Source organism: Neorhizobium galegae (genome assembly GCF_021391675.1).
Taxonomy (GTDB): domain Bacteria; phylum Pseudomonadota; class Alphaproteobacteria; order Rhizobiales; family Rhizobiaceae; genus Neorhizobium; species Neorhizobium galegae_B.
Map to the genome: position 1 here is coordinate 2,725,434 of NZ_CP090095.1, position 11,523 is coordinate 2,736,956.

The following is an 11,523-nucleotide window of genomic DNA, read 5'->3' on the forward strand; positions in this document are numbered from 1 at the left end:
CAATCGGAATTAATTATTGACAGGCTATTTCAACTCGTTCTTAATTAGGGTGTAAGGGCACAGGACGGCTTGGAGGAGACGCCTGTCGAACTCGGTGGCACCGGTGCCCATTTATTACGCGTGAACGTTGGTCCGCATGGCGGACAGTCTTAAACTCTGGGAGGAGACCATGAAGAAATCCGTATTGTCCGCCGCATTCGGCGCCCTTGTCCTGGGCGTTGCGTTTTCCGCCCCCGCGGAGGCCGCAGGCGTATCCGCCTGCCTGATCACCAAGACCGACACCAACCCCTTCTTCGTCAAGATGAAGGAAGGTGCGACGGCCAAGGCCAAGGAACTCGGCGTGACGCTGAAATCCTATGCCGGCAAGATCGACGGTGACAGCGAAAGCCAGGTTGCAGCCATCGAAAGCTGCGTCGCCGACGGCGCCAAGGGCATTCTGATCACCGCATCCGACACCAAGGGCATCGTGCCGACCGTCAAGAAGGCCCGCGACGCCGGCGTCCTGGTGATCGCGCTCGACACTCCGCTCGATCCGATCAGTGCCGCCGATGCCACGTTCGCGACCGACAACCTTCTCGCCGGCAAGTTGATCGGCCAGTGGGCAAAGGAAACCATGGGCGACAAGGCCAAGGATGCCAAGGTCGGCTTCCTTGACCTGACCCCGGATCAGCCGACGGTCGACGTGCTGCGCGACCAGGGCTTCATGATCGGCTTTGGCATCGATCCCAAGAACCCGGACAAGATCGGCGACGAAACCGACAAGCGCATCGTCGGCCACGACGTGACCAACGGCAACGAGGAAGGCGGCCGCAAGGCCATGGAAAACCTCCTCCAGAAGAATTCCGGCATCAACGTCATCCACACGATCAACGAGCCCTCCGCCGTCGGCGCCTATCAGGCCCTGAAGGCTGTCGGCATGGAAAAGAACGTGCTGATCGTCTCGGTCGATGGCGGTTGCCCCGGCGTCAAGTCGGTCAAGGAAGGCGTGATCGGCGCCACCTCGCAGCAATATCCGCTGCTGATGGCATCGCTCGGCATCGAGGCGATCAAGAAGTTCGCCGACACCAAGGAAAAGCCGAAGCCGACCGAAGGCAAGTCCTTCTTCGACACCGGCGTTGCGCTCGTCACCGACAAGCCGGTCCCCGGCGTCAAGTCGATCGACGTCAAGGAAGGTACGGCCAAGTGCTGGGGTTGATCCTCACCATATAGCCCATCCCGGCCGGGGTTGAGATCCCCGGCCATTTTCGACCAGCGATGCGCCGCTGGGAACAACCGGCGAAGACCGGTCAAACTCAACGGACGGTTCCTGCGCATTCGACGCGCGGAGGAGGAAACATGAGCGAAACCCAGGAATTCGAGCGTGTTCTCGACGGCAGCGACAAGAGCGTTGCCTCGTTCGAGAGCCAGGACGTCTCTCTCTTAAAACGCGCGCAGCATTTTCTGCACTCGACACCCGCTGCCGTGCCGCTGATCGTGCTGATCCTGTCCATCATCATCTTCGGCGTCGCCATCGGCGGGCGGTTCTTCTCGTCCTACACGCTGACGCTGATCCTCCAGCAGATCGCGGTGGTCGGCATTCTCGGCGCTGCCCAGACGCTGATCATCCTCACCGCCGGCATCGATCTCTCGATCGGGGTTGTGATGGTGATATCGGCTGTCATCATGGGCAATTTCGCCGTGACCTATGGCATGCCCACAGGCATTGCCATCCTCGTCGGCCTGATCACCGGCGGCGCCTGCGGCTTTTTCAACGGATTCCTCGTCGCGGTCATGCGGCTGCCGCCGTTCATCGTGACGCTCGGCTCCTGGAACATCATCATGGCGACGAATTTTATCTATTCCGCCAACGAGACGATCCGCGACACCGACGTGGACGAAAAGGCACCGCTCCTCCATCTCTTCGCGCTCAATTTCAGGATCGGCAGCGCCATCCTGACGCTTGGCGTCATCGCCATGGTCCTGCTCGTGGCGGTGCTCTGGTACATCCTCAACCATACGGCCTGGGGAAGGCATGTCTACGCCGTCGGTGACGACCCGGAAGCTGCAAAACTCTCCGGCATCCAGACCCGCAAGGTTCTGCTCAGCGTCTATACTATCGCGGGGGTCATCGCCGCCTTCGCCGCCTGGGTATCGATCGGTCGCAACGGCTCGATCTCGCCTTCCTCGGCGGTGACCGACTTCAACCTGCAGGCAATCACCGCGACGGTGATCGGCGGAATCTCACTGTTCGGCGGCCGCGGTTCCATCCTCGGCACGCTGTTTGGCGCCATGCTCGTCGGCGTCATGTCGATGGGGCTCAACATGCTCGGCGCCGATCCCCAATGGAAAGTCATGCTGACCGGCTGGCTCATCATCGCCGCCGTCGCAATCGATCAGTGGATCAGAAAGGTCTCGGTGTAATCATGAGCGTCGAACCCATTCTCACAGCCCGCGGCCTGGTCAAGCGTTACGGACGCGTGACCGCTCTCGACAATGCCGACTTCGATCTCTACCCCGGCGAAATCCTTGCCGTCATCGGCGACAACGGCGCCGGCAAGTCCTCGCTGATCAAGGCGATCTCCGGCGCGGTACGGCCCGACGAAGGCGAGATCACGCTGGAAGGCCGACCGGTGCAGTTCAGGTCCCCGCTCGAAGCCCGCGATGCAGGCATCGAGACCGTCTACCAGAACCTCGCGCTCTCCCCCGCCCTCTCGATCGCCGACAACATGTTTCTCGGTCGCGAAATCCGCAAACCGGGCGTACTCGGACAGTGGTTCCGCATGCTCGACCGTCCGACGATGGAAAAGCAGGCTCGGGACAAGCTCACGGAACTCGGGCTGATGACGATCCAGAACATCAACCAGGCCGTCGAGACCCTGTCGGGCGGCCAGCGCCAGGGCGTCGCCGTGGCACGTGCCGCAGCGTTCGGCTCCAAGGTCATCATTCTCGACGAACCAACCGCCGCGCTCGGCGTCAAGGAAAGCCGGAAGGTTCTGGAGCTCATCCTCGACGTGCGCTCGCGGGGCATCCCGATCGTGCTCATCTCGCACAACATGCCGCATGTGTTCGAGGTGGCCGACCGCATTCATATCCATCGGCTTGGACGACGGCTGACCGTGATCGATCCGAAGGAATACACGATGTCCGACGCGGTCGCCTTCATGACCGGCGCCAAGGCCCCCGCTCAGCCCGTCGCGGCGTAACGATCGACCCGACCAAGTTCCTGTCGGAACCGTCCTCCGATCGCCTGGTCCAAGAGATTCAGGCGATCGGATAACTCATTATATCTCGTCGCCCTCTCCCACCGCGGCCCGCTCGCGGTAGAGGACGACTGCATTGTGCTGCGGACCTTGAGAAGCAGCCCTCCCCCGGGGCCGGCTCGACTTGTGCTGGTCCGGGCATGGCACCAGGCCATTCTCACCCACGACGTCTGCCACGAACACCACAGACGACCTTACTGCCGGTAATATCCGAGCGGCCGCGCGTCCCCAACACAATCAACGCCTGCCATTCTTGAATGCATCGAAGGCTGATGGCGATCACCTGGACGATATCGGCCTTCCCGCCCATCGTTCGATCGGCGACCCGAACCCATTACGATAGAAAATTCCCAACGACAAAACCATAACGAATTTTATATTCCATTTCACTTCGCGGCGTTGCGGTAGCGGCATGACCTGCCCGCTCCCAAATCAGGCGTATTTCTAAGGCCTTATCGCCTGCGGCTCATTGCGTCCCACCCCAATGCCCTTGGTAGATCCGCCCTTGAAATGTAGCGAAGTCAGCATCAGCCTGTTGAAAACATTCGACGCGAATAAAAAATTCCAGACTTAATTGACAGGGCGGAATTATCTAATAGGTTGTTAACGCTCGAGGGGTGGGAGTGGTGCTGGAACCGGCTCATGAAGAAACGCGAAAAACTCTTCATTTTTGATATTGGCGGAGTATTCGTGAAACTCGATCCGGCCTCCCGTGACCGCGCGGTATCGAGACCCGACGCAGTAGGCCCGTCCCTGCGGTACGGCGATGTTCCGGAAGCGATCTTCCGCGATTTCCGGCTGGGGCGGTCCACCGAATCCGATTACGTGCAGGCGCTTGCTGAGATATTCGATGTGCCGCATGAAAGCATCTACGAAGCCGAACATGCCTATGTTGCCGAAGGTTTTCACGAGTTCATCGAGTTTGTCCGCAGGCTCCGGGAAAACCATCGCGTCGTTTGCCTCAGCAACAATCAGGCGATCCATTGGCGCCATATCAGCGAGAACCTTCTGGGCGCCGGTTACTTCGACCGCGAATATCTTTCCCATGAAATGGGCCTTGAGAAACCGGACCGCGTGATTTTCCAGGCAGTATCGCAGGCGGAGGGATGTTCGGAAAAGGAGGTCTTCTTCATCGACGACATGGAGGAAAATGTTCTGTCGGCTCGCGAAGTCGGATGGCAGCATTGCATCGTCCATCGCGATTCGGTTGAAACGGCTAAATTGCTCACGGCGCTCGCCGCTGAGCAGACTTTGAATTGACGAGTACGGAGTTTCGGCATGGCTCGAATGACCCTCAGCGGCATCAAGAAAAGCTTCAAATCCGTCGACGTGCTGCACGGGATCGACCTCGAGATTTCCGACAGGGAGTTCGTCGTTTTCGTCGGCCCGTCGGGATGCGGAAAATCCACGCTGCTGCGATTGATCGCCGGCCTCGACACGATCAGCTCGGGTGAGTTTCACCTCGACGACCGCCGGATGAACGACGTCGCCCCCTCGCGCCGCGGCATCGCCATGGTCTTCCAGTCCTACGCTCTCTATCCGCATATGGATGTCTACGAGAACATGGCTTTTGGCGCACGGCTGATGGGCCTCGAAAAGGACGAAGTCGAAAAGCGCATCGACGAAGCCTCCAAGATGCTGCGGCTCGATCCGCTGTTGAAGCGCAAGCCCCGAGAGCTTTCCGGCGGCCAGCGTCAGCGCGTCGCGATCGGCCGCGCCCTGGTCAGAAAGCCTAAAGTCCTGCTTCTCGACGAGCCGCTTTCCAACTTGGATGCGGCGCTGCGCTCCGACGTGCGCCTGGAAATCGCAAGGCTTCACCGGGAAATCGGCGGCACCACCATCTACGTCACCCACGACCAGGTCGAAGCCATGACGCTTGCCGACCGGATCGTCGTCATGAACAATGGCAACGTGGAGCAGTTCGGCAGCCCGCGAGAACTCTACGAGAGGCCGGCGAACACCTTCGTTGCGACCTTCATCGGCTCGCCACGCATGTCGCTTCTCGATGTCGAGCGAAACGGCAATCATCTGGCGCTTGCCGGATCAGGTGCGGTCAGCGCCTCCCGCCTCCCCCATTCGGACGAACGGGATCTGGTCATCGGCGTCCGGCCGGATGCGATGACGATCTCCACGGACGCGAACACCGAGGGCTTCAAGGGCAGCGTCGTCTACACCGAATATCTGGGCGAGAACACTTATGTATATGTGCGCCTCGGCGACGGTACGCTGGTCGGTATCCGGTCCTCGGCCTCGGTCGACCTGCCGCCGGACACGCCGGTCGTGATCACGGTCGCTTCCGAGCAAATCCACTATTTCAGCCGCGCAACGAGGGAGAGGTTGGCGGCCTGAGAGCACTTTTCGTCTCCTATAAATACCAAGAGGATGGAACCAGATGAAAAAGCTAGTTAGCAGCACGATAATAGCCCTGGGAGCCCTGGCGACGGCTTTGCCGGCAATGGCGCAGGAATTGACCTTCTGGAGCTGGCGCCAGGAAGATAAGGCCCAGTACGAAAAGTTCATCGACGTTTTCGAGGCGAAGAACCCGGGCATCACCGTGAAGTTCGAGACGTTCGAAGCGACGAACTACAACACCATCCTGTCGACAGCACTTGCCGGCGGTTCGGGACCGGACCTGATGTTCACCCGCACCTATGGCGGCATGGAAACGGTCGCGAGCGGCGGTTATCTTCTGGCTCTGGACAAGACAAATGTCCCTGCCCTCTCGACGTTCACCGCACCGGCGCTTGCCTCGGAAACGATGCGCTCGAACAAGACCACCTATGCCGTTCCCTTTGCCAGCCAGACCATGCTGGTGATCTACAACAAGGACATCTTCGACAAGAACGGCTTGAGCGAGCCGCAGAGCTGGGATGACTTCATCAAGGCATCCGAAAAGCTGAAGGCTGCCGGCGTCATGCCGTTCGCCAACGGCACGGCGACCGCCTGGCAGAACGAAGTCGTGGTCGGCGGCCTTGTCTCCTCGATGATGGGCCGCGGCTTCTACGACGATCTGATGGCCGGCAAGGCCGACTTCACCGACAAGCGTTATGTCGGGGCGCTCACCAAGCTCAAGGAAATCACCAAATATTTCCCGGACGGCTTCATCGGTCTTGATTACGCTTCCGCCCAGCAGCTCTTCTCCTCCGGCATGGCCGGCATGTTCGTCGGCGGCTCCTACGAGCTTGCCAACTTCAAGAAGCAGAACCCCAACATGAAGATGGGCATCTTCGCTGCTCCCGGCCTGAAGGCCGAGGACGAGAAGCTCGTCGCCCTCTATTTCGACGGCGGTTATGCGGCCAATGCCAAGGGCAAGAACCAGGAAGCTTCGGTCAAGTTCCTGAACTTCCTCGCCAGCCAGGAATACGGCCAGATGTTCGCCAACGACCTGAACAACATCTCGGCGGTGCCGGGCGTGACGTTCAAGGAACCGCTGCTTGGCGAAGTGGCCGACCTCAACAAGCACTCGATCCCCTATCTGATGCTGGTCCATTTCCGTTACGGCGAGCCGTCGGGTTCCGTCCTGCTGCAGAGCGAGATCCAGAAGCTGCTCGGCGGCAAGGCGACCCCGGAAGAAGTCGGCAAGAACCTGACGACCGGCCTTGCCGCCTGGTACGCCCCGTTCAAAAAGTGAACTCAAGCGGCGGGGCGGCTTGGAAGTCGCCCTGCCTTCAAACCTCAAGAGAGTTGTGATGCCCGGATCGCCCCTTGTTTCACGAAGGCTCTGGATTTCGGTGCTGATCGTGCCGCCGCTTGCCTTCGTGGCGCTGTTTGTCGTCTACCCGATCATTTCGGCCTTCGCCTATGCCTTCTTCCATTGGAACGGGCTGGCGCGCGGGGAATTCGTGGGGTTCGCAAACTTCTACAAGGTTCTGTTCACCCAGCCTTATGCCGACTGGACCGTCAACGCGTTCCTCCACAACGTCTGGGTCTTCTTCGCGCTGATGGTGCTGCAGAACGGGCTCGGTTTCCTGCTCGCCTATTGCCTGTGGCGCGAATTGCCGGGTGCGGCCTTCCATCGGATTTCCGTCTTCCTGCCGGTCGTGCTGTCGACCATCATCGTTGGCTTTCTCTGGAAGCTTTTCCTCCATCCGCTCTTCGGCGTGGTCAACATCTCGTTCCGCGGGCTGGGCCTGGGCGGACTTGCCCAGCCCTGGCTGGGGCAGGATTCCACCGCGCTCTGGTCGTTGATCATCGCCAATGCGTGGCACATGGTGGGCTTCCCGACTTTGGTCTTCCTCGCCGGTATGCAGCGAATCCCGGGAGAGATCCTCGATGCCGTACGCATGGAAACCGAAAGCGAATGGACGAAGATCACCAAGATCGTCTGGCCGCTCGTCGCGCCAAGCGCCACGGTCGTCTTCACGCTTCTCTTCGTCGGGAGCTTCAACTGGTTCGAGATCCCTTACGTCATGGTCGGCCTTGAAGGCTCTCCGCACGGCGCGACGGATGTGCTCGGGCTCTATTTCTACCGCACCGCCTTCGGCAACATGTCGGGCTCGGGCCAGGATTTCGGAGCCGGCAGCGCGCTTGCCGTGCTGATCTTCGTCTTCATCGCCCTTGTCGCCGGCGTCATCACCTTCAAGCTGCGGGCCAGGGAAATTCAGATATGAGCGCTGCTTCGCAAAGCTATTACGATCGGCGCGGCATGCTTGCCACGCTCGGCAAGGATGGGCTGATCCAGATCATCCTGATCCTGAATACCGTGGTGATGCTCGCTCCCATCGTCATCATGCTGTTTGCCGCGTTCAAGACCAACGCCCAGATCTTCCAATCGCCATTCTCAATCCCTGATTTTTCCAACTTCGCCAACATCACCAAGATCTGGAGCCAGACCAACTTCCTGCGCTATTTCCTGAATTCGGTGATCGTCACCGGTGCGTCGATCGTCGTGATCCTGACGCTCGGGACGATGGCGGCCTATGCGATCGGTCGCTACAAGTTCCGGGGCTCGAGCTTCGTGCTGATGTTCTTCCTGGCCGGACTGACGCTTCCCCTGAAGCTCGCGATCATCCCGCTCTTCATCCTGATGCGCGACCTCGGCATCCTCAATACCCAATTGTCGCTGATCGTCATCTATGTGGCGATGGGTCTGCCGACCACAGTTTTTATCATGACCGGCTTCATCGCCACGCTTCCGAACGAACTCGAGGACGCGGCCCGCATGGACGGCGCCAGCGAACCCCGGATCATGTGGTCGATCATGCTGCCGCTGGTCAGGCCCGCCATGGTGATCGCCGGCATCCAGAACGTCGTGCCGATCTGGAACGACTTCTTCTTCCCGCTGATCTTCATCCAGAAGGACAATCTGAAGACCCTGCCGCAGGGCCTGACGACCTTCATGGGCGAATACACGACCGATTGGGGCGTGCTGTTTGCGGGGCTTCTGCTGTCCTCCGCCCCTGTCATCATCGTCTACATCATCCTGTCGCGCCAGTTCATCAACGGCATGACGGCGGGAGCCGTGAAGTAGGCCGGCAAAGGACCGCGCTGGGAATGGCCAGTGAACGGGGGCATGCCGCGAATATGGTCAGTTGAATGCCGATGGTTGTGCCATTATGCCCGTCTTGGATGCCGCTCGCAGCCGCAACATCACAAATCAATTGCAACCCCATAGCGGTTCAGGACATTCAGCGGTAAAAGCAGATACATGAACGACAACATCATCAAATTCCGACGCCCGGAACCGCCGCCGCGAGAGCCGAATCCGCTGCTCCGCAAGTTGGCGGTTGTTGCAGCCGTGATCGTGTGCCTTGTTCTCGCGTGGGCGTATTTCCAATTCCTCGGAAACCCGGCGTAATTCCGGGTTCCTGTTTGAATCGGCGCCTGTATTCTGGACACGCCGTTTTCGTTGTTGCTTTCGGCGCGCCGCCTTCAACCCGAAGAGGGAACAGGAACGCGATTCCACCATGGCGATAAAAGCCGGTTTGACGAAGCTCGCGATAGCTGTATCCTAATGGTCCAACAGTCTCAAGAAATGCATGTACATACAGTCCCCTTAACGATACACATTTCTGACAACAACTCGTAGTTCCGAACAACAACATAATGCTCGAAAATACGACGCTCAAAATCCGGTTGCTCGGTCGCCCTTCGCTTGAGTTGGACGGCGCGAGCATAGCGTTGCCGGAAAAAGCGTATTTTCTCTTTGCCGTCGTTGCAATGGCGCCCGGATTGACGGTCGACCGCGAAACGATACGGCGGCTTCTCTGGCCTTCCCACGACGCGGAGAAGCGTGCAAACAGCCTGCGTCAGCTTTTGGCACGCATCGCCAAGGCTGTCGGTCCGGATGCCCCGGCCATCCTTGTCACCGACGAAGAAGCGCTGAGGCTTGATTGCGATCGGTCCGACGTCGATCTCCTCGCCCTGATGGAGCCCGGTCCCCTCAGGGAAGAGGACTGGGACCTTGTTCGAGGCGAACTGCTCGAAGCCGTGGAGGCTCCGACCGGCGGCGCGGAAGACTGGTTATTGGACGCACGGCGCAAGGTCGGGGATTGGCGATCGAGCCACATCGAAAGCCTGCTGGCGATATCGTCCCATCAGCAGTCCTCGTCATTGCCCTTGCTTGCCAACCGCCTGATCGAACTGGATGCCTCCCATGAGGGCGCCGCGCGGGCGTTGATGAAGTATCATGTGGGCCATGGTGACTTCGCCGCCGCCCGCCAGGCCTATAGCCGATGCCGGGACCAGCTCAGGGCCGATTACGGTACGCCGCCGACACCTGAGACGGTTGGGCTCGCCCACGAACTCGGCATCCTGAGCCGGCCCGGCTCGGACCGCACGCCCGAAGCGGAGGAACGCCCAAAGGGTGTCATGCCGGCACAGCCGCGCGTGGTGATCCTTCCGCCCGAGACGATCGTTCAGGATGCGCTGGTCCAGCGCCTCGGCAGGGCTCTTTTGGAAGACGTCACGATCGGCCTCAGCCATCAGCGTGTTTTCAAGATCATCGCCGCCCATACGAGCTTTGAACTGCTCAATCGATCAGGCGATTCAAATCAGCGCCAGTCGGCCCTCAGTGACCTTCAGTTCGACTATTCAGTGTTCGTGACGATCCAGGGCGAAGGCGACGAGATTTTTGCGACCTGCAGGCTGACGAGGGTCGGCACCGGCGAAGTACTCTGGGCCATCAACCTGCCGCTCGACGTTCAGCAGATGAGGGCATCTTTCAGCCAGTTGGCGCGGCGTATTTCGATGTCGCTGACCGATGTCATCGAACGGCATGAAATCGCCAGGTCCCTCGATGATGTCGATCCCTCGGCCTACCGCCTCTATCTCGAGGGAAAGCGCTATCTGTCCGGCACCGACCTGCAGCATCTGCGTCAGGCGCGCAAATGGTTCAAATCGGCGGTCAAGCGGTGTGACAGTTTTTCGCCGGCGCATGCCGGAATTTCACGCTCGCTCGGCATGGAATGGCTGGTTCGCGGCATGAAGGACAATGAGCTGCTGGATGTGGCCAATCAGTCCGCCCGCGCATCCCGCGATCTCGATCCCGGCAGCGGCCGCGCCTTCCGCGAGCTGGGCTTCATCTCCCTCTACCGCCGGCGTTTCGATGAAAGCCTGGATCTTTTTCAGGAGGCTCAGAACCTCAATCCGAGCGATGCGGACGTGTTAATCGATTATTCGGACGCGCTGTCGCATGCGGGCGACCTGGACAAGGCCCTCGATCTCGGGCTCGCGGCTTTCAAGCTGAACCCGCTGCCGCCGGATTATTACTACTGGATACTGGGCTCCACCTATTACGTCCGCCAGGAATATTCGAAGGCGATCGACACCATCGACCCGGTCCGCACCAAACACGCCACCGCGCGGCTGCTTGCAGCCAGTCACGCGATGGCAGGTGACATGCCTGCCGCGCGTAAATATGCGGCGATCGTCCGGGAAAATTTCCCCGATTTCCGCAGCGAGGACATCCGTTACTTCGTGCCGGACCGCGACCCGGCCCATGCCGAGCTTCTCATTCATGGCCTCCGGCTCGCCGGGCTGCCGTAAACAGGCGTGAAAATGCCTGTCACGCTGGAATAACACCCGGTGTGGTCCTTTCTCTACGCAACGCAGCACACGCTGCCTATTAGCGGAGAGAAAGCATGGAAACGAAGTTCAAGACCTCCAAGCCGGTTGAAACCACTGCCTCTGCCCCGACACTGCGGTTTTCCGCCGCTGCCGAAGCCGTGCTTGGCGGCCGGACCGAAATTGCGCCGAACGCGCTCTCTCAGGTCACGCATGCCATGAGATATCAGTAATGAGCCTGAAAGCCCAAGGTGCCGACGGCTGCCTTGGGCTTAACCAC

General features: G+C 59.9%; 11 protein-coding genes. All 11 read left to right on the forward strand.

What is annotated here, in order from left to right:
- Window positions 1-169 precede the first annotated feature (169 nt).
- The 11 genes from LZK81_RS13500 to LZK81_RS13550 all read left to right on the forward strand — a co-directional run bounded on the left by LZK81_RS13500 (window position 170) and on the right by LZK81_RS13550 (window position 11,476).
- Complete coding sequence (locus LZK81_RS13500) at window positions 170-1,195, forward strand: sugar ABC transporter substrate-binding protein (protein WP_046603982.1); 1,026 nt, start codon at window positions 170-172, stop codon at window positions 1,193-1,195.
- Window positions 1,196-1,335: 140 nt separating this feature from the next.
- A complete protein-coding gene (locus LZK81_RS13505) occupies window positions 1,336-2,400 on the forward strand; it encodes an ABC transporter permease (RefSeq protein WP_046668591.1) in 1,065 nt (354 codons plus the stop codon).
- 2 nt (window positions 2,401-2,402) lie between these two features.
- On the forward strand, window positions 2,403-3,182 hold the full coding sequence (locus LZK81_RS13510) for an ATP-binding cassette domain-containing protein (RefSeq protein ID WP_046603980.1): 780 nt from the start codon (window positions 2,403-2,405) through the stop codon (window positions 3,180-3,182).
- 699 nt (window positions 3,183-3,881) lie between these two features.
- Complete coding sequence (locus LZK81_RS13515; RefSeq protein WP_046603978.1) at window positions 3,882-4,499, forward strand: HAD-IA family hydrolase; 618 nt, start codon at window positions 3,882-3,884, stop codon at window positions 4,497-4,499.
- 18 nt (window positions 4,500-4,517) lie between these two features.
- Window positions 4,518-5,588 (forward strand): ABC transporter ATP-binding protein, encoded by a 1,071-nt coding sequence (locus tag LZK81_RS13520; RefSeq protein ID WP_046603977.1) that lies wholly within the window; start codon window positions 4,518-4,520, stop codon window positions 5,586-5,588.
- A 43-nt stretch (window positions 5,589-5,631) separates the two neighbouring features.
- Entirely contained in the window at window positions 5,632-6,870 is a 1,239-nt protein-coding gene (locus tag LZK81_RS13525) for an extracellular solute-binding protein (RefSeq protein ID WP_233953618.1), read from the forward strand.
- A gap of 58 nt (window positions 6,871-6,928) precedes the next feature.
- The gene (locus LZK81_RS13530) at window positions 6,929-7,849 is read left to right on the forward strand and encodes a carbohydrate ABC transporter permease (protein ID WP_046625804.1); all 921 of its coding nucleotides are present in this window, start codon (window positions 6,929-6,931) and stop codon (window positions 7,847-7,849) included.
- Window positions 7,846-8,709: a carbohydrate ABC transporter permease gene (locus LZK81_RS13535; protein WP_233953619.1), complete on the forward strand. Its 864-nt coding sequence runs from the start codon at window positions 7,846-7,848 to the stop codon at window positions 8,707-8,709. The genes LZK81_RS13530 and LZK81_RS13535 overlap by 4 nt, the downstream gene beginning before the upstream one ends.
- 177 nt (window positions 8,710-8,886) lie before the next feature.
- Window positions 8,887-9,036: a hypothetical protein gene (locus tag LZK81_RS13540; protein ID WP_167336304.1), complete on the forward strand. Its 150-nt coding sequence runs from the start codon at window positions 8,887-8,889 to the stop codon at window positions 9,034-9,036.
- Between the two features lie 323 nt (window positions 9,037-9,359).
- Window positions 9,360-11,225, forward strand: a complete 1,866-nt coding sequence (locus tag LZK81_RS13545) for a BTAD domain-containing putative transcriptional regulator (protein WP_326491489.1) — start codon at window positions 9,360-9,362, stop codon at window positions 11,223-11,225.
- 95 nt (window positions 11,226-11,320) lie between these two features.
- Window positions 11,321-11,476 carry a hypothetical protein gene (locus LZK81_RS13550; RefSeq protein WP_172717019.1) on the forward strand — a complete coding sequence of 52 codons (156 nt, stop codon included), beginning with the start codon at window positions 11,321-11,323 and terminating at the stop codon, window positions 11,474-11,476.
- The last annotated feature ends 47 nt before the right edge of the window (window positions 11,477-11,523 follow it).